This window comes from Pseudobythopirellula maris (genome assembly GCF_007859945.1).
GTDB lineage: Bacteria > Planctomycetota > Planctomycetia > Pirellulales > Lacipirellulaceae > Pseudobythopirellula > Pseudobythopirellula maris.
Genome location: NZ_SJPQ01000001.1, coordinates 640,006 through 658,603, shown reverse-complemented (window position 1 = coordinate 658,603; position 18,598 = coordinate 640,006). Strand labels below are relative to the sequence as shown.

Here is an 18,598-nt window from a genome sequence, read left to right as displayed (position 1 = left end):
GCGATTGGCGAGCCGGAGGGCGTTAGCCCCGGGAGTGGCTCGCGCGCCGATGCGTGCTGCTGGCGACTGTGCTGCTGACGACCCCGGGGGCTGACGCCCGCCGGCTCGCTGCTCGCATCTACATCATTGCGGCTGCTGGGGCGCCGTTGCGACGCAGCACGTTGCGGTAGCGGTTGCGGATGTCGAGGAACGTGCCCCACACGTAGACATTGAACAAGATCGATCCGACCAAGCCGAGCCACAGCAGCATGTTGTTGCTGCCACCGTTCGCGTCGGCCTGCTGTTGCTGGGATTGGGATTGCGAGCCGAGATCGGAGCCGAAGATATCGGCTCGCGTCGCGCCATTGGGATTCGCCCCGCCCGTCAAACCCGCATTGTTGTGGCCCCCGTTATTGATTCCTCCGCCGTTATTGTTCGGCTGAGCAGGGCCTGCCGGGTTGGAGTAATTGGTCTGGCGTTGCTGCGGGGCCGAACCATAACCGTTGCCGTTCTGGGCGAACTGCCCTTGCTGCTGAGGGGGTTGCTGCACGGGCTGTTGCTGGTAGCCGTTGTAATCGGTGCGGCCCGAGGTGGGGGTCGGCCAGTCGGGCCAAAGGCTTTGGCCGTTAGAATTGGCGCCTTGGTTGGCCGGCGTGTACGGTTGCTGAGCGTTCTGGGGCGGTGTGACGAGCGATTGATTCGACACGCCCGTTGGGTTCCAAGAAGAACCGCCGTTGAGGGGCCATTGGTTGGCTGAATTGCCGCCGACGCCTTGGGAGGAGCCATAGCCACGGTCGTCCACGCCCGAGACCGGCGTCAGCTGGCTTGGCTCACGCTGCAAGTCGGTCTGCCGCCAAGTGGGGTCCGGCGTCTGGGGGCCGCTGGGCTGGGTCCCACTGAGCTGGGTCCCATTGAGCTGGGTCCCGTTGGGTTGCGCAGCATTGGGCTGTGGCTGACCGCCGTTCTGACCGGCGGCGAAGTGCTGATTTTGTGAGTAGGCCGCGTTGGGCGGGGCGATCACCGAGCGTTCGTCCTGCGTGGCCGTCGTGGGGTTTTGTGTCGCTGCCGGGTTGTAGAGCGCCGGATCGTATGCGGCGGCGTTGTAAGAGTTGGGCACGTAAGCGTTGCTGCCGGCCGGCGCCGGCTCGGCGCCGACCAGTCTTTGCAACCCGTCGCGGGTGTTGAGCACGGTGCCCTGGATCACCTCGCCGGTGTCGTTGAGCACTCGGCCGGTGCCCTCAAACAGCTTCTGGGCGCCGTTTTGCAGCTCGCTGCCGATCGAACGCCGCCGCTGCTCTTGAGCCAAAGCCCAGTTTTGCGCCGCTTGCGTCTGCTCGGCCGCTCGGCTAAATCCTTCCTGGAGCTGCGGGGTGTAGACATTGGGGCTCTGGTAAACCGTGTGGCGTTGGCCCGTCTCGTCCGCCGAGCTGATGTCGTCGAGGTCCACCGAACCGACCCCCTGCCAGCCGTCGCGAGGCCAGTCGGGCACGACCGGCTTGGCCACACGGTACGCGACCGCGCTCGGGCCATCGGTCGCGGGAATCTGATGCTCGGCCTCTCGGTCCGACGCGTGGTAGCGACGCTCGACCGCGCCGGAGCCCACCACCACCCGCACGCTGCGCAGCGGCTGCACGGCGTCGGGGATGTGGCTCACGATGGCCGGCACGCCTTCGCGGAGCGCCTCGAGGTCGTCGGCGCCGAGCTGGATCGTGTAGTCGTAGCTCACCGGTTCGACGGCGCCGTCCTGAGCGGAGGCTGCCTCGGCCGGGGCGTCCACGGAGGAATCAACCGGAACCCAGCCGAAATTGGCGCCAAAGGCGGCGAGCATCAAGGCGATCGTGGCGGCGTCCATTGCGGGGGGGCTCCTGGCGTTTGCATCCCAAAGGGCGCGCCATGTGCGGGCGCCCGGCGTCTTCGGCGTTGAATTCTAGCCGAACGGGCGATAGCAACCTAGGCGAGTCCCGCCGTCTGCGTCGACTTTCCGCGTCACACGGCGTTTCCGGCAGCGGTCGACTCTTCGGCGTGCATGCCCTCCATCTCGCGGCGGAGCATCTCGAGCAGCGCCTGCAAGAACGCTACGAGCATCGGGCCGACGAGGATGCCGATCGGCCCCAGGACTTGGATCCCCCCCAGCACGCTCAGCAAGGCTAGCAGCGGGTGCAGGTTCGATTGGCCGTGGAGCACGATCGGCTTGATCAGGTTGTCACTGGTCGAGACGATGGCGAAGCCGTAAATCGCCAGCACGATGCCCGGCCAGAAGCCGTTGGGCTGGACAAAGAAGATCCAGAGCGAAACGGGGACCCAGACCGACGCGGCGCCGAGGAACGGCACCACCGCCAGCACGATGGTCAGCACAGTCAGCAGGAAGATGGGGGTCTCGTATTCCAGTTCCAAGTCTCCATCGCTCGCGGCCCCGCCGTCGGCGGCGCCGTCGCTTGGGGCAACATTTCCCGCGGCGGCGTTGAGCCGCGGTAGTGATTGCTGGCGGCTGGAGTCGGGGTCCTCCGTCGGCGCTTCGGCAGCCGCTTCTGCCGGCGCGGGGCCCTCGCTGGCGCGGAAGGCGAAGTAGTAGCCCGGCCCCGCTAGCAATCCCTGCACCACGGCCGAGAGCAGCGTGGCGACGACCACCGCCCGGCTGACCTGGACGAAGCGGTCGAACAGCTCCTTCTCGTAGTCGTCGTCGAGCGGCGAGAGCCGCATCAATGTGGTGAGCATCTTCGGGCCGTCGGCGAAGAAGTAGTAGAGCCCGATGATCATCACGACCGTGCCGACAACGACCGCAAAGATCGTCTGCACCCCTAGCAAGCCGAGGGCGCCGACCCAGCTGGCGGCCTCGCCCGTGTACTCGCCGATGGTCTCCTTGTAGTTGAAGCTGGCGTCGACGTTCTCTTGGTACCAGCCGATGGCGCGCTGCGCCTCGCCGCCTAGTTTTTCGGCCAACTGGCGACGTGAATCTTCGTCGAGCAATGAGCTGACAACGGTTTCTGTCTCGCGGTAGGCGTTCCAGCCGAGCCAGACGGACGGGCCGATCACGATCAGTGTGATCAGCAGCGTGGTGGCGAGGGCCGACAGGCGGGGCCGGTTGGGCAGGTGACCTTTCACCCAGTCGTGCAGCGGCTGGAACACCACGACCAGCACCGCCGCAAGGAACAGCGGCACCAGGAAGCCGGCCATCACGCGGAAGAACATCATGCCGATCAGCAGCACCACGGCCACCAGAACGAGCAGCGACACGACCCGCGGCAGCCCCTTGAGTCCCCCCAGGCGGACCGACCCAAGTTCTTCGTCGGTCTCGGCCTTGACCCCCGGTTTGAGCAGGTGCGGTGCGGGGTTATCGCCCGCAGCGGCTTGTTCGGCGGCTTCTTTTTTCGCCTCGTCGAGCTGCTTAGCGGCGGGCTTTTCGGCGTTTTTTTTCTTCGGCTGAGACATCGCTGCAATCGGGTGTTGTGGTGCGGCTCGACTCGCGGCGCCGAGGCCGAGCGCTAGTCGGATAGACGCCAAGAGCCGAAGATTCTAACAAAGCTTTCACCTGGGGGGCATCGCGGCTTGCGTGGCGCCCGTTTACGATCGTTCCCTTTCTGACTTCGCAACTCCGCTCGCATCCTTGGCCAACGAACCCCCACCTCGCCTGAAACGCGTTGCCGTCGCTCTGCTCAAACTGGCGGTGGTGTTGCTGGTCGTGTGGTTCGTGGGGGGCACGGCGCGCGACGCTTGGCGGCAGCTGACCGAGCAAGAGGTGCGCGTGCGGCCGCTCTACGGCGTGGCGGCGGGACTCATGTTCCTGACCTCGTACCTGCCGATGGTCTGGTTCTGGCGGCAGACGCTCTTGGCGCTCGGCCAGCCGGCGCCCGCGGGGCCGTCGCACCTAGCGTTCTACCTGAGCCAGCTCGGCAAGTACGTGCCAGGCAAGGCGGCCGTGGTCGTGATCCGCACCGAGCGGATGCGCGGTTCGGGCGGCCAGCTTGGCCAGGTCGCGGCGAGCGTGTTCTTCGAGACCCTCACGTACATGGCCGTCGGCGGGCTGATCGCCGCGCTGCTGCTGGCCCTCGGCCCGGGCGAGCACCCACGCTGGCTCGAGAGCTTGGCCGCGGCCCTTGGGCTCGCTTGCCTTACACCAACGTTGCCGCCGGTGGCTCGGTGGCTCATCCCGCGCCTGACGCTCAACCGGCGTCAAGGCGACGCCGCCGCGCTGGTGGGGCTGAACCTCGGTCTCTCGATCAAGGGGTGGTGCTCGTCGCTCGTCGCCTGGGGCGGCATGGCGACGAGCTTGTGGCTCACCCTCGCGGCGGTCGGCGCCGAGCCTGCCCTCGACCTGGCGACCGCACGGGCCTGCCTGCTCTCGGTCACGCTGCCGGTCGTGGCGGGATTCCTGTCGCTGCTGCCGGCCGGTGTGATGGTGCGCGAGGGGCTCATCCTCACGCTGCTCGCCCCGGTGGTGGGGGAGGGGGGCGCGCTGTCGGCTGCAGTCGCGTTGCGGCTGATCTGGGTTCTCTCGGAAGCGGGCCTCTGTGCTATCCTATATGGGGTGTCGCGTCGGAAAGGAACAGCCGAGGCGGACGCCAGGAACACCCCGTCAAGGGAATGACGAAGCACGCATGCCGAATGACGAACCTGCCGGGCTCGCCAATCGCTTTCGTCATTTGTCATTCGGATTTCGTCATTCAACCCTTCCGGCTTTGCCCTCCATGCCCCGTCCCCTAACCGTTGTCGTGCCCGTGCTCAACGAGTCGGCGAGTCTCGCCGAGCTTGTCGCCGAGCTGCGCGCCACGGCGGCGGCGAACGACTACGCGATGCAAATCGTGCTGGTCGACGACGGCTCGACCGACGGCTCGTGGCGTACGATCCAGGGGCTAGCCGCCCAAGACCCGTTGCTCGAAGGGGTCCGCTTTCGGCGCAACTTTGGCAAGGCCGCGGCGCTCAGCGCTGGCTTTGGCCAAGCGGAGCACGCCGTCATCGTGACGATGGACGCCGACCTGCAGGACAACCCGGGCGAGATCCCCAAGCTGCTCGCCGCCCTCGACGGCGAAGGCGCAGGCAAGGAGCTCGACGTGGTGAGCGGCTGGAAGGTCGACCGCCAAGACCCGTGGCACAAGCGTTGGCCGTCGTTGGCGTTCAACCGCTTGGTCAGCGGGCTCACGCGCGTGCGGCTGAACGATCACAACTGCGGCCTGAAGGCGTACCGCCGCGAGGTGCTCGACGAGGTGAGCCTCTACGGCGAGCTGCACCGGTTCATCCCGGTGCTGGCCGCCTCGCGCGGCTTCCGCGTGGGCGAGGTCGCTGTCCACCACCGCCCGCGCAAACACGGCGAGTCGAAGTACGGCGCGTCGCGGATCTTCAAGGGGTTCCTCGACCTGCTGACGGTGAAGTTCCTGACCCGCTTCGGCGACCGGCCGCAGCACCTGCTGGGGGGCGTCGGTTTGGCGTCGTTCTTGGCCGGGGCGGCCGGGCTCTCGTACTTGGCGGTCCGCTGGGGCGTGTCACGAGCCTTGCCCGGCATGGAGCCGATCCACCTGCACGAGACCGCGGCGATGTTCTACTCGATCGCGCTGTGCGTCGTCGGGTCGCAGTTCCTCTCGATGGGGCTGATCGCCGAGCTCGTTGCGTCGATGCTCCACCGTGAGGGCGAGGCTTACTCCATCGCCGAGCACGTCGACGGCAGCGAGCAGGCCCCTGCGGAGCGGCCCGCAACTGACACGCACAGCGACCAACGAGCCGAGGCGTCATGAGTTCTCCCACGCCTGACCCCGCTAGCGACCCCAACCGGCCGCTGCGCTGGGTGGTCTACACGGTGCTGATCGCACTGGCCTTGGGGCAGGCGGCGGGCAAGATCCTTGCCGTCAACGCCGTGAACGTGCAGAAGCTCGAGCAACGCCGCGTCGCCGCCGCCATCGACAAGGCCCGCGCCGAACTCACCGCGCAAGGCGTCAAAGGCGAGGAGTTCGAGCGCCAGCTCGCCGAGCGCAGCGACGACCTCCGGCACGCGATGCGTTTGCAGCGGCCGTTTCTCAGCGCGAACGACCGCAGCCGCTGGATGGCGATCCGCGCCATCGCCGAAGAGGGCGACCACGAGATCGAACGCTACCTCGGCGAACCGACGTGGGACACGATCGACATGGTGCAGCACCGCGGCCGCGACGGCGAACTGCACCAGTACAGCAGCAAGCCGCCGCTGCTGATGGTCCTGATCGCGGCGCCGTATTGGTTGATCATCCAGACCACCGGCATGACGCTCGGCACGCACCCCTACGTGGTGGGACGCATCTTGATGCTGCTCGTCAGTGGCGGCTCGCTGCTGGTGCTGCTTGCGAGCGTCGCCCATCTCGCCGAGCGGTGGGGGGCGACCGACGCCGGCCGCATCTTCGCCGTCGCCGTCGCGGCGCTCGGCACGCAGCTCTCGGCCTTCACGCCGGTGCTCAACAACCACCTGATCGCCGCCGCCTCGGCGGCCGTCGCCCTGGTGGCGTGGTCGCGGATCCGTTTCTCGCCCGACAGCGCCCGAGCGATCGACTTCGTCGTCGCCGGCCTGGCGGCCGCGTTCACCGTGGTGAACGAGCTGCCGGCGCTGGCGTTCTTCGTCCTCTTGGGAGGCGAGCTGCTGCTGCGCCACACCCGCGGCGCGCTGGCGTTGTTCCTGCCGGCCGCGGCGCTCGTGGCGGCGGCGTTCTTCGGCACGACCTACTGGGCCCACGCCTCGTGGAAGCCGCCGTACGCCCACCGCAGCGAGACCGACCTCGCCGACAACTGGTACGACTACTCGTACACGGTGAACGGCCGCGAGCGCGACAGCTACTGGCGCCGCCCCAGCAGCATCGACCGCGGCGAGCCGTCCAAGGCGACCTACGCCTTGCACACGCTGGTCGGCCACCACGGCGTGTTCTCGCTCACCCCGGTGTGGCTGCTGAGCGCGGCGGGCGGGCTCGCTTGGCTGCTGCGGGGCGACCGGGCGCGGCGCGAGCTGGCGCTCGGCGTGCTCGGCTTGTCGGCCGTCTGCCTGACGTTCTACATCGGCTTTAGGCCGCAGGGCGACCGCAACTACGGCGGCATGACCAACGGCCTGAGGTGGATGTTCTGGTTCGTCCCGCTGTGGTGCGTGCTGCTCATGCCGGCGGCCGATCGCCTGCTTCGCAGCCGCGGCGGCGCCGCGTTATGCGGCGTGCTCTTGGCGTTCTCCGCCCTCTCGGCGAGCTACCCGACATGGAACCCCTGGACCCAGCCGTGGATCTACAACTGGCTGGATCACTTGGGCTTCACGCTGATCTGAGAAGAAGAATGGGACGCGGATTGGCGCGGATCAAGCGGACGAACGCTGATCTGATTTCCATCCGCGTTCATCCTCCCAATCTGTGTTTATCCGCGTTCCATTCTTCTATCGCGAATATCGCGAAAAAAAACCCCGACCAAGCTTGGCCGGGGCTATTCGTTGGTTGTTTTTGGCGTTGCGACTCAGGCGTCGCCCGACGGTGCGCCGCCGGCCATCGCCTTCTTGATCAGGCCGACGATGAGCGTGAGGATCGCCCCGCCGCCGGCTCCGGCGCCGGCGTCGCCCAAAAGGCCGCCGCCACCCTCGCCAAGCACTTGCTGCAGCATGGGAAGCAGGTCAGCAAGTTGCCCAGCGCCGACTCCGCCGACAGCCCCGAGCACGGTGGCGAGGATCTTGCCGATCGGCAATTTTTTGAGCAGCGCGCCGACCACGTTGCCTCCCGCCGCGCCGCCGATCAACTGGATGAGGATTGGTATCAGAGCTTCCATCGAACTTGTCTCCGCCTAAGGAATCGGATGGTAAGCCACTTCGCTGTCTTCCCGTTAATGGGCTCCCCGATTATGGGGGGCTCGGCGCCTCACTGCTAGCGCTTGGGTATGAAACCGAGAGGATTACCTCGCGCTGATGCGAAACCACGCCTGCTGTAGTGGAAGCCTCAGTAAGCTTGGTTGCGGCCGCAAACACCATCTTTCCGGGCGATAGACTCCCTTAACGCCTTTGTGGCTTTGAGTGAGGCTCTCACTCCTCGTCGTCGCGCAGCTTCGCCAGCGCGGCGTAGTCCTCCACGGTCGAGGTGTCGCCCACCAGTTCCTTGCCGGCGGCGATGTCGCGAAGCAGACGCCGCATGATCTTGCCGCTGCGTGTCTTCGGCAGCGAGTTCGTGAAGCGGATATCGTCCGGCTGGGCCAGGGCGCCGATCTCCTTGCGGACGTGCAGCTTGAGCTCCTTGCGGAGTTCATCGGTCGGCTCGGCGTCCTTGAGCGTAACGAACACGGCCACGGCCTCGCCTTTGAGTTCGTGGGGCCGGCCGACGGCCGCCGCCTCGGCCACAGCCGGGTGCGAGACGAGCGCCGACTCGATCTCGATCGTCGAGAGCCTGTGGCCCGAGACGTTGAGCACGTCGTCGATGCGGCCCATGATCCAGTAGTAACCGTCCGAGTCGCAACGGGCGTTGTCGCCCGCCAGGTACTTGCCAGGGACCTTGGACCAGTAGACTTCCTTGTAGCGATCGTCGTCACCCCACAAGCCACGCAGCATGCCTGGCCAGGGGTGGGCGACCGTCAGCATGCCGCCCTGGTCGGCGCCGACCTCGGCGCCCTGTTCGTCGACAATCTTTGGGATGACGCCCGGTAGCGGCTTGGTGCAGCTGCCCGGTTTGGCGGCGATTGCGCCCGGCAGGGGCGACATCATGATGCCGCCGGTCTCGGTTTGCCACCAAGTGTCGACGATCGGGCAGCGTTCGCCGCCGATCTTCGTGTGGTACCACATCCACGCCTCGGGGTTGATCCCTTCGCCCACACTGCCCAGCAGCCGCAACGAGCTGAGGTCGTGCTTGTCGACGTGCTCGTCGCCCCACTTGATGAACGCCCGGATCGCCGTGGGCGCGGTGTAAAAGACCGAAACTTTGTACTTCTCGATGATCTCCCAGAAGCGGTCTTCGGCCGGGTGGTTGGGCGCGCCCTCGTACATCACGCAGGTGGCGCCGGCGGCCATCGGTCCGTAAACCAAGTAGCTGTGCCCCGTGATCCAGCCGCAGTCCGCGGTGCACCAGTAGACGTCGTCCTCTTGGTAGTCGAAGACCCACTCGTACGTCTTCTTGGCGTACAGGTTGTAGCCTGCCGTGGTGTGCTTGATGCCCTTCGGTTTGCCGGTCGATCCTGAGGTGTAGAGGATGAACAGCGGCGCCTCGCTGTCCATCGGCGTGGCGGGGCAGTCGGCCGACGCTTCCTGCATGAGGTCGTGCCACCAGTGGTCGCGGCCCTCGGTCCAGGGGACCTCTTGCCCGGTCCGCTTGAGCACCACGCAGTGCTCGACGGTGGCCGACTTGGCCAACGCCTCGTCGACGGTCTCCTTAAGCGCGAGCGCCTTGCCGCGGCGCCAAGCGCCGTCGGCGGTGAGCATCACCTTCGTGCCGGCGTCGTTGTTGCGGTCGGCGATCGCCTCGGCGCTGAAGCCGGCGAAGATCACCGAGTGGACGGCGCCGATCCGCGCGCATGCGAGCATCGCGATCGCCAGCTCGGGGGTCATCGGCATGTAGATCGAAACGCGATCGCCGGGCACGACGCCGAGCGACTTAAGGGCGTTGGCGAACTTCGAGACCTCGGTCTGCAACTCGGCGTAAGTGAGCGAGAGCGAGTCGCCCGGTTCGCCCTCCCAGAGGATGGCCACCTTGTCGCCGCGGCCCTCGGCCACGTGCTTGTCGACGCAGTTGTAGCAGGCGTTCGTCTTGCCGCCGACGAACCACTCGGCCACAAAGGGCTGGCTCTGCGGCTCGTTCCAGCGGAGCGTCTCGGTGAACGGCTCGAACCAGTGCAGCTCTTCGCGGGCGAGCTTCTCCCAGAACGCCGGCGGGTCGGCCGCGGCCGCCTCCCACACCACCTCGTACTCGTCGAGCGACTTGAAGTGGGCCCGGTGCGAAAAAGCCTCGGGCGGCGGGAAGAGTCGCTCTTCACGCATCACGGTGTCGATCGAACGGGAAGTCTCGGCGGAAGACATAACGGCCTCACGGTGTCTAGAACTAGCTTGTCGAAGAGAGAGCCCCTGATTCTAGTTCAGCAGAACCGCGAAAGTAAGCGCTGCGAGGAGCCGCGCGGAAGAGTCAACCCACGCCGCACGGTCTGCCGGCATAGCGGTTTCACGCCGCGCTAGACCGAGTCGGCAGAACGAGCGTCCGCCCCGCGACTTGGCCGGAGAGGATCTCCTCCACACGCCCCGCCACGCCGTCGAGGGTGATCTCGGTGATCATCTTCGCGGGTAGTTCGACCCGCCAGTCGCCCGCCAGCCGGCGCCACATTTCCAGCCGCGGCTCGCGGGGGCATTTGGCCGAATCGATGCCGGCAAGCGTGACCCCGCGCAGGATGAAAGGGTAAACGGTCAGCGGCAACTCGGCCCCGCCGACCAGTCCGCAGGCCGCCACAACGCCGCGGTGCGCCGTGCTGCGCAGCAGCGTGGCGAGGGTGGCGCCGCCGACCGTGTCGACCGCCGCCGACCATTTTTCTTTGAGCATCGGCCGGCCGCTCTCGTCGACCACCGCCTCACGCCCCACGACCGCACTAGCCCCCAGCTCGCGCAGCATGGCTTCTTGTTCCGACTTGCCGGTCACCGCCGTGACGCGGTAGCCGATCTTTGACAAGATCGCCACGGCCAGCACGCCCACTCCCCCCGTGGCGCCGGTCACGACCACGTCGCCCGCCTCGGGCGCCACCCGATCGCTGACCGCCGTCACGCACTGCGCGGCGGTAAAGCCGGCCGTGCCGTAGATCATCGCGGCGCGCGCATCGAGCCCGGCGGGCATCGGAACGACCCACTCGGCAGGCACACGCACCAGGCCCGACCAACCGCCCCACGACGCGCCGCCCAGGTCGTAGCCGGTGACCAGCACTTCGTCGCCCGCCGATACTGTGTCCGACGAACTCTCGACGACAACGCCCGCACAGTCGATCCCCGGCACGTGGGGCAGGCTCGGAGCAACGCCCTTGTTGCCACGGCTGGCCAGCGCGTCTTTGTAGTTGAGCGAGGAGTAGCCGACCTCGATCAGCACCTCGCCGGCGGGCAGGTCGTCACGCCCGAGCCACTCGACCGAACCGGCGGCTCCTTCGGGTGTGTCGCGGACTAGGAAAGCGGGGAAGCGTGGGGTGGTCGTCACGGCAGGGCTCGATGTGGCGGGTAAGAAAAGCTGGCAAGCTAGCTGACTTTTTAAAGACGGGTGAATCCAAAATAAGGGAACCGTGCAGCGACTGCTAGCTGACCAAGTGGCGCGCATTGCTGCCAGCTCGTTGGTCCAGAATCTTCTCGAGTGGTCGACGAACCACTCTCGATGTCGTGGCGTAGGAACCCAATTGACTACGTACGCGATGGCGCCTCGATGGGTTTTTCGGGCTTGCGTAAGTTTCTCAACGGCGTGCAGGGGCGCGGCTCGCTACGTGTGCCGTCAGAGCCGCCGTTGGCACGTGGTATGCCGGTCAAAAGTTGCGGCATATTCTCGCACTGTTTCGCACAAATCGATCTAGATTCCGAACACCTTCGGGAGCGATATTGCTGTTGCGGACAAGTCGGCCGCAGCTAGCCCTAATAAGCCAGAGTTCGATTGGTGATCGAACGACGGCGTCGTAAGGCGGCTCTCTTCTGCTAGTCTCTCTTCCCACACGGACGCGGTAGGAACCAACATGAATGACGCACTGATCGTGCATCAAGCCGAAAAGAAACTCGGCTCGAGCTCCCATCTTTTCTTGCGCCACGTGCGTTGCGACGCTCAACGTGGCGTGCTCACACTCGACGGCACCGTGCCTAGCTTCTATCTGAAGCAGACCGCGCAGAGTCTGGTCGAGCACGTTGACGGTGTGAATCAGATCGTCAACGAACTGGTCGTGGTCAACCCTTACGGGGTGAGCAGCGAGCCGATGCGGCAGAAGCCGGTGGCCTCCGCGGGCTACTGATTCTACTGGGGTTCACAGTCAACGGCTCGCAGCAGCGGCCACCGCTGTGCGGCCGGTTACTGCTTGAGTTCAATTGGCAAGCGGTCGATCTTGGCCGCCAGGATGAAGTCGTTTTCGCTCAGCCCGCCAATGGCGTGGGTCCACAGTTCGACGGACACGTTGCGATACCCTTCTAGGTGCAGGTCGGGGTGGTGCCCGTCCTCCTCAGCGAGCTCAGCGCACGCCTCGAAGAACCTCATGCCAGCCATGAAGTTCTCAACTACCCATTCACGACGGATGCGCTTTGCGTCGTCTGTCAGCCGCCAGTCGCCCAGCTGCTTCAGCTGGTCACGCGCTTCTTGAGGGCTGCACGGCTGCACGCCACCCTCGCAGGGCAGGCATTTCTTTCCGACCAGTTCCTCGGTGGTTCGTACCGTCATAACTTCTCCGTTTTGACAGGGGGGAGTTGGGGGTTTTAGGCCATCGCCACGCACGGGTTATGCCGATCGATATGCAGCCTTGCATGACCTACCAAAGCGGCCCAAAGGGGGTAGCGAAAAAAAGTCCGTGACATCTTCGAGACCATTCGGCCGCTGTGAAGTCTCTGTTGCCTTTACCGCCGTGCGATTACGCCAGTAAATGTGAAATATTGATTTTTCCGTGTCACTTTGTGTCACCTGTACTAAGACTCCACAGTCGGTCCAAATTGCACAACAGCCTGTGGCAGAAGGACTTAAATAGCTTGACCAGAGGGAAAGTTGGCTTTTCACCGCTTTGGTGCGAAGGTTGCTATTCCATACGAGTGATGCAACATTCTCGTCACAGCTATCGAATAGATAGCAAATATCTCGCATGAAGTGAGACAAAACGCCCAGCGGCTATGGCTGACGGCTATGGCATGCAAGGCGTTCCTTTTCCGATGCATGGGGGGAAGCATTGTGACATACACTGAAACCGCCAGTTGCGGCGTTGGCGATCCGGTCTCGGTATTACCAGCGAAGACCAGCCCTGTTCAGGTGGTGGTTGCCATGCGTCACCGACTCGACGCGGAGGCGTATAGCGCCCAACTCGGCGTATCGAAATTTTTGACCCCTTCGATGGCCGATCCCGAGTCGCTCATCTCGCGATTCAACTCTTCTACGTCGTTTAGCCACAAGGTGTTGCTGACCGACGACCCGCGATTGGCTCGCGCGGCCAATACGTCTTACATGCCGGTCGTTTGGCTCGTTGACCCGGCCGACAAATCTGCCGTGCAGAGCAAGCACAGCCCCAAATCGTACAAGACGGTTCACCGTGTCTCGCGTCGCTGTGGTTGGAGGACCCTCGAGGCTGCCCTGAACCGGTGCGCCGACTCTACGACATCTGCCGATGGCTCCGAGGCCGCCGATTCGCTCGACCCGCTCAACGGCCTCACACGCCGCGAGCGGGAGGTGCTCGCCCTAGTGGGGCAGGGCATGTCGGTCCGTGAATGCGCCGAGGCGCTCTCGATCGCCGAGAGCACGATCGACAACCACAAGTACCGGCTGATGAAGAAGCTGGGCGTCAAGAAATCGCTCGAGCTGATCCGCATCGCCCTCCGTAATGGGGTAATCGAGCTATAACTTCCGTCGCGGAGAAGCGATGCTTGCGGCGGCCGGCGCCGGTGCCGGACGGGTGGGCTGTAGTTGTGGTCTCTCGGGTTGGGGCAAGGCATCGGACGCAGGGGGGAGGCTTCTCTGTGCGTCGAGGGCTCGGGGGGGTATGCTTGGGGAGTGGGCCTCGTCGGTTCCGCTCGCCGAAGCTTCTATTGAGTATCCCCCCTGACGTCCCTTCCGTCCTGCGGAAATGCCCAAATACGTTGTCCGCCACGGTTCGATGCGTAGCCTCGGGGTTTTCTCAACCCGGTCGCGCGACACGTACGCGCGTGGCCACCAAGTGATCGCACGCACGAGCCGCGGTTTAGAGACCGGCGAGGTGTTGTGCGAGGCCTCCGAGCATGTGCTATCGCAAATGAAGGCGCCCAAGGGGGGCCAAATCTTGCGGCTCGCCTCGACCGAAGACGAGGTCGAGATCCGCCGGATGGGTGTGCAGCAAGCCACCGAGCGGGAGCTCAGCGAGCAGAAATCCGCCGAGCTCGGTCTCGAGCTCAAAGTGGTCGATGTCGAACGCCTCTACGGCGGCGAGCGGGTGGTCATCTACTACCTGGCCGACGAACGGGTCGACTTCCGCGACTTGGTAAAGATCCTCGCCAAGGAGTTTCAGACCCGGGTCGAGATGTGCCAGATCGGCGTTCGCGACGAGGCGAAGCTGCTGGCCGATTACGGCGACTGCGGCAAGCCGGTCTGCTGCAACACGCACCTGAGCGACATGCCGCCCGTATCGATGAAGATGGCGAAGCTGCAGAAGGCGACGCTCGACCCGACCAAGATCTCCGGCCGTTGCGGCCGTCTGAAGTGCTGTTTGCGGTACGAGTACGACACGTATCGCGACATGCAGCGCGAGCTTCCTCGAGTGGGCGCCCAGATTCTGACCAACAACGGCCGGGCGAAGGTGCTCTCACAGCAGATCCTCTCCGGCGAGCTGCTGGTTCAGACCGAAGACTCCCGGCGGGTCGTGATCCACAGCTCCGACGTGCTGACCGTGCTGGAGACTCCCAAAGAAAGTGGCGGGGCCAAGGGCGGGCCGAAAAGCGGCGGCGCCTCGAAGGGGGGCGGCGCCAAGGGTGGCGGCGCCGGCAAGCAGGCCGCCAAAAGCGAGGCGGGGGCCGACAAGCCCAAGCCAAAACCGCCCGCCTCCTCGGATAAACCAGTCGCACAGGAAAAGCCCGTCGCCCCTGAGAAATCAGACGACCGGTCTCCATCCACGCCGCCCGGGGAGCCGCCGGCGAGTCCCGATGGCGGGAATCGCGATCCTGAGCCAAACGCTTGATTCAAACCCGCACCCAGTTGTTAGAATAAAAAACGTGGCGGGGCGGGCGCCGCCGCCCTAAGACTACTGATTTTCACTCCGCTCCCGCAGCGCCCTTCGCCCCGGTGGCGTTCAGCGCACACTCACGCAGGCGTTTTCACGTGTCTCACCGAACCATGCTCGATCCGAAGCACCCGTTGGCCGAATTGCTCAGGCGCGACGACCGCTACCACTTCGACGCTTACGTGTTCGTGTTCGACGCCTTGCGCTACGCTCAGGAGAAGCTCGGTCTCGGCGCCCCGGTCGAGAGCAGCGACGAAGACGAGGCGGCCGACGACGAAAACCCGTTCGAGCAAGCCGGCGACGAGGAGGGCATGGAGCCCGAACGCCACGTGACCGGCCAAGACCTCTGTCGGGCGATCCAGGGCTATGCGATCGACCGCTACGGACTGATGGCCCAGAGCGTGCTTGGCCATTGGGGAGTGCGCACCACGGGGGATTTCGGTGAGATCGTCTTCAACCTGATCGACATCGGTCAGATGCGCAAGACCGATAGCGACCGCCGTGAGGACTTCGACGACGTTTACGACTTCGCCGAGGCGTTGGGACAAAAGCAGGTGTTCGCCGTTGGCGCCGCCGGCGCCGACCACGACGAGGAACGCCACTCTTGAGCGGCGCGGACCCCGGCCTATCTGAGGACGCCGCGCCGCGCAGCGCGACACTGCCCCCCCGTCGGCTGTCGCGCCAGGCGACACTCGCCGCGGTGCTACTGGCGGCGTGGACGCTCTTTCTTGCTTGGATGGCGTTCGCGGGCTGAGCCCGAGTCGATTTCTCTGTTCGGCGCTTGGTTTGCACTGCTCGAGAGGTTTACGATTGACCCCATGGCGCGGCTCGCCACGGTCGACGCTGCGTTTCGCAGCATTCTTACGGCATCCACGACACGGAGAACCCAGGCATGACCTTTTCACCTGCTACTCGCACGCGGCGTTTTGCGCTCGCCTTGTTCGCTTGCACGCTAGCCGCATCGACGATGGTCGCCCCGGCGATGGCGACTCCCGACGGCCTTGGCGACTGCGTCGACCGGGCGATCGGTTTCCTGCGCAGCTCGCAGGCCGAGGACGGCTCGTTCAGCAGCCACGCCGGCCCGGCGATCACGGCGCTCGTGGCCACAGGTCTGATGGAGAACGGCCGCAGCCCGAGCGACCCGATGGTCTCCAAGGCGGTGGATTACGTTGTGCGATTCGCCAACGAGGACGGCAGCATCAGCTCGCCGCAATCGACGCACCGCAACTACGAGACCTGCGTGGCGGTCCAGTGCCTCAAGGCGACCGGCGACACGAAACACAAGCCGCTGCTCGACGCCGCCGAGAAGTTCCTCAAGGGCCTGCAGTGGGACGAGGAAGAGGGCCACGGCCCGACGAGCACCAGCTACGGCGGCGCCGGCTACGGCAACCACCGCCGGCCCGACCTGTCGAACACGTCGTTCCTGATCGAGGCGCTCCACGAGCTCGGCACAGAGGCCGACGACCCGGCGATGCAGAAGGCGTTGGCGTTCGTCAGCCGCGCCCAGAACCTCGAGACCGAGCACAACACCACGCCGTTCGCCGATAAGGTGAACGACGGCGGCTTCTACTACACCCCGGCGGCCGGCGGCTCGAGCCAGGCGGGCGAGACGGCCAGCGGCGGCCTGCGCAGCTACGGCTCGATGACCTACGCGGGCCTGAAGAGCATGATCTTCGCCGGCCTCGACCAGGACGACCCGCGCGTCGCGGCCGCGTTGAAGTGGATCGGCGCGAGCTACACGCTCGCCGAGAACCCCGGCATGGGAACGAGCGGGCTCTACTACTACTACCACACGTTCGCCAAGGCCTTAGACGCGGCCGGCGAGTCGGTCGTGGTCGACGCCGACGGCGAAGAGCACGACTGGCGCCAAGATCTCGTCACCAAGCTTGCCGAGCTGCAGAAGGAAGACGGCAGTTGGATCAACGCCAACGAGCGCTGGCTCGAAGCCGACCCCAACCTGTCGACGTCGTACTGCTTGCTGGCGCTGGCGCACTGCCGCGGCGAGTGAGTCGAGCGTCTTGTCGGCTGCTCCGGGCGCCGTCAGCTTGAGCGTCGGCTGCCGGTGCAGCAGGCGAGCGCCGCCATCGCCATGAGCCAAGCACTCGGTTCAGGAACCGTGCTCGTGGTCTCGTAACTCATAACGACCTTGTCGGATGACGGGTCGGTCAGTTGTCCGAGGAACATCAATGCGTCGCTGTGGTTGTCGCGGATCGCGAACAGAAAAGACTGGTCGGCCGTGAACTCCTTGGGCTCCGGCGGATCGGGCAACACCGAGGTCAACCCGATAGCGATCGCCGTGGCGGCGGCCGCTTCCGTGCCGCTCTCGCTGACGTCGATGAACGTTTTGTGCAGCACGTCGCTGATGGCGAAACTGCCGTCGGCGAGGTTCGAGAAGTCGGCGCCGTTGCTAAAGGATTCGGTCAGGCCCATCTCGACAAGCGGATTTTTGAGCGACATCGTCGCCTCGTACTCGAACTTCGGGAAGGCGACTCTCACCTGTTCATGAGACAACGAATCGAAGTCGGACTCGAGCCGCTCCTCATCGTAAGCATCCACCAGTTCCTTGAGACCATCCGCCTCGTCGGGCAGGATGACGACCATCGATAGGTCGTCGCCCGCGTATGGCATCTCGAGCATCTGGTAGCCGTCGAACTCGCCGTAGCGGAAGGTGTCGGTCTGGTGCATCATCGAGGCGGTCGCTACCGAGCCATCGCCAAGAGTGAAGTCACGATCGCGCGTGCTCTGCTCGAGGAACTCGTGTTTCCACAGGCTGTTCAAGTAGACCGCGTTGGTGAGCACCACCCTGGTGTCTTGAGTGACCGAACCTCCAGGGAGCAGGTCCTTGATGCGGTCGTTGGTTTGCTCTTCGACCCAGTCGTTGATGTGCTCGCGCGACGCCTCGGTGTCGACGTAAAAGTTGAGCCGCTCGATCGGCGACTCGTAAGAGTCGCGATTGATCGCTTCGAATCCGGGCTTGAGATGAAGCCCTTCTTGCGCAAAGACGCGGTTGGCAATCCGCATCTCGCGCCCGTCACGCTCGGTGTTCAGGTCGGCGATCAGCGACCCAAGGCCGACGTGCGTGTCGGATGAGAAGCCAAAGACCCGCTCCATTTCATGGGCCGTGCCGCCTGCCGCTCCGGCGTAGGCCATGCCGAAAGCGGTGGTGATGCTCAGCGGCGAGATCAAGGCGTTGTCGCTCGCCTTCAGCTGGCTGAAGAGATCGTAGCCGAAAGAATTCAGCCCGGTCACCGCCCCGGTGGTTGCGTCGGGCAAAGCGCCCCGCTGGTGGGTCGGTATTGGCTCGCGGAACCCATCGAGCTGGGCCGTTGCCGGAGAGGCCACGGCGAATAGCAGCAGGCCACAGAACAATTGGCGGACTAGCATGGCAAGATTAGGTGGGAAAAGGGGAGTTCGAAATCGACTGTTCCTACCCATCAAGGCCGAACAGGCACTTCGGTGTCACGCGTTTAGACAGGTTGCGTCATGGTGGGCCCAGGAACGATAGAACGGGGGCTATCGAATCGGCTCTCTGGGTGTCGTGTCCGTGATACAGATTAACCTGCACTAACACTATACGCATCAAGTTTCACTCGAACGCTTCGCCATGCAAACGAAGCTGGCTCGATTCGATTCCCCCTGAATTCCTGAACGCCCATTCATGGCCTCCCCAGGCCCATAAGTCATGGAGGCTGTCGCATGTGCTGCCCCAAGCCCTTCGGCGATACTTGCCGGCCGGCTTTGGACTTCGACCGTAAGGGGTGATCATCTTGTCGCC

16 protein-coding genes are annotated in these 18,598 nt (G+C 65.0%); 9 read left to right on the top strand and 7 right to left on the bottom strand.

The genetic code is table 11. The features are described 5' to 3' along the window. Positions 1-118 precede the first annotated feature (118 nt). Together Mal64_RS02470 and Mal64_RS20070 are read right to left on the bottom strand one after the other, a co-directional pair. The gene (locus Mal64_RS02470; RefSeq protein ID WP_146396544.1) at positions 119-1,831 is read right to left on the bottom strand and encodes a hypothetical protein; all 1,713 of its coding nucleotides are present in this window, start codon (positions 1,829-1,831) and stop codon (positions 119-121) included. 134 nt (positions 1,832-1,965) lie between these two features. After that, entirely contained in the window at positions 1,966-3,408 is a 1,443-nt protein-coding gene (locus Mal64_RS20070) for an AI-2E family transporter (protein WP_146396542.1), read from the bottom strand. Between the two features lie 175 nt (positions 3,409-3,583). Between Mal64_RS20070 and Mal64_RS02460 the strand changes: the two genes are divergently transcribed. The 3 genes from Mal64_RS02460 to Mal64_RS02450 all read left to right on the top strand — a co-directional run bounded on the left by Mal64_RS02460 (position 3,584) and on the right by Mal64_RS02450 (position 7,240). Beyond that, the gene (locus tag Mal64_RS02460; protein ID WP_197525371.1) at positions 3,584-4,564 is read left to right on the top strand and encodes a lysylphosphatidylglycerol synthase transmembrane domain-containing protein; all 981 of its coding nucleotides are present in this window, start codon (positions 3,584-3,586) and stop codon (positions 4,562-4,564) included. Positions 4,565-4,664: 100 nt separating this feature from the next. Then, the gene (locus tag Mal64_RS02455; protein ID WP_146396537.1) at positions 4,665-5,705 is read left to right on the top strand and encodes a glycosyltransferase family 2 protein; all 1,041 of its coding nucleotides are present in this window, start codon (positions 4,665-4,667) and stop codon (positions 5,703-5,705) included. Continuing rightward, positions 5,702-7,240, top strand: coding sequence for a hypothetical protein (locus tag Mal64_RS02450; RefSeq protein WP_146396534.1), 1,539 nt, complete (start codon positions 5,702-5,704; stop codon positions 7,238-7,240). Before Mal64_RS02455 ends, Mal64_RS02450 begins: the two co-directional genes overlap by 4 nt. Before the next feature lie 182 nt (positions 7,241-7,422). Here Mal64_RS02450 and Mal64_RS02445 read toward each other — a convergent pair whose 3' ends face one another. From Mal64_RS02445 to Mal64_RS02435, 3 genes are all read right to left on the bottom strand, one after another. After that, complete coding sequence (locus Mal64_RS02445; protein ID WP_146396531.1) at positions 7,423-7,728, bottom strand: hypothetical protein; 306 nt, start codon at positions 7,726-7,728, stop codon at positions 7,423-7,425. Between the two features lie 250 nt (positions 7,729-7,978). After that, positions 7,979-9,955, bottom strand: a complete 1,977-nt coding sequence (acs, locus tag Mal64_RS02440; protein ID WP_146396527.1) for an acetate--CoA ligase — start codon at positions 9,953-9,955, stop codon at positions 7,979-7,981. A gap of 139 nt (positions 9,956-10,094) precedes the next feature. Continuing rightward, positions 10,095-11,105: a YhdH/YhfP family quinone oxidoreductase gene (locus Mal64_RS02435; RefSeq protein ID WP_197525370.1), complete on the bottom strand. Its 1,011-nt coding sequence runs from the start codon at positions 11,103-11,105 to the stop codon at positions 10,095-10,097. 520 nt (positions 11,106-11,625) lie between these two features. Here Mal64_RS02435 and Mal64_RS02430 point away from each other — a divergent pair. Beyond that, positions 11,626-11,895 carry a BON domain-containing protein gene (locus Mal64_RS02430; protein ID WP_146396521.1) on the top strand — a complete coding sequence of 90 codons (270 nt, stop codon included), beginning with the start codon at positions 11,626-11,628 and terminating at the stop codon, positions 11,893-11,895. A 56-nt stretch (positions 11,896-11,951) separates the two neighbouring features. Here Mal64_RS02430 and Mal64_RS02425 read toward each other — a convergent pair whose 3' ends face one another. Next, positions 11,952-12,314 (bottom strand): 4a-hydroxytetrahydrobiopterin dehydratase, encoded by a 363-nt coding sequence (locus Mal64_RS02425; protein WP_146396518.1) that lies wholly within the window; start codon positions 12,312-12,314, stop codon positions 11,952-11,954. A gap of 588 nt (positions 12,315-12,902) precedes the next feature. Here Mal64_RS02425 and Mal64_RS20310 point away from each other — a divergent pair. The 5 genes from Mal64_RS20310 to Mal64_RS02405 all read left to right on the top strand — a co-directional run bounded on the left by Mal64_RS20310 (position 12,903) and on the right by Mal64_RS02405 (position 16,831). Further along, a complete protein-coding gene (locus tag Mal64_RS20310; protein WP_315852743.1) occupies positions 12,903-13,475 on the top strand; it encodes a response regulator transcription factor in 573 nt (190 codons plus the stop codon). Between the two features lie 223 nt (positions 13,476-13,698). Continuing rightward, positions 13,699-14,781 carry a PSP1 domain-containing protein gene (locus Mal64_RS02415; RefSeq protein WP_231993562.1) on the top strand — a complete coding sequence of 361 codons (1,083 nt, stop codon included), beginning with the start codon at positions 13,699-13,701 and terminating at the stop codon, positions 14,779-14,781. A gap of 140 nt (positions 14,782-14,921) precedes the next feature. Beyond that, positions 14,922-15,431 (top strand): Minf_1886 family protein, encoded by a 510-nt coding sequence (locus Mal64_RS02410; protein ID WP_231993561.1) that lies wholly within the window; start codon positions 14,922-14,924, stop codon positions 15,429-15,431. Then, positions 15,428-15,577, top strand: a complete 150-nt coding sequence (locus Mal64_RS19590; RefSeq protein WP_197525369.1) for a hypothetical protein — start codon at positions 15,428-15,430, stop codon at positions 15,575-15,577. The genes Mal64_RS02410 and Mal64_RS19590 overlap by 4 nt, the downstream gene beginning before the upstream one ends. A gap of 138 nt (positions 15,578-15,715) precedes the next feature. Next, complete coding sequence (locus tag Mal64_RS02405; protein WP_146396515.1) at positions 15,716-16,831, top strand: prenyltransferase/squalene oxidase repeat-containing protein; 1,116 nt, start codon at positions 15,716-15,718, stop codon at positions 16,829-16,831. Between the two features lie 32 nt (positions 16,832-16,863). On the opposite strand, the gene Mal64_RS02400 is transcribed toward Mal64_RS02405, so the two are convergent. Further along, entirely contained in the window at positions 16,864-18,207 is a 1,344-nt protein-coding gene (locus Mal64_RS02400; RefSeq protein ID WP_197525368.1) for a serpin family protein, read from the bottom strand. Positions 18,208-18,598: the final 391 nt, after the last annotated feature.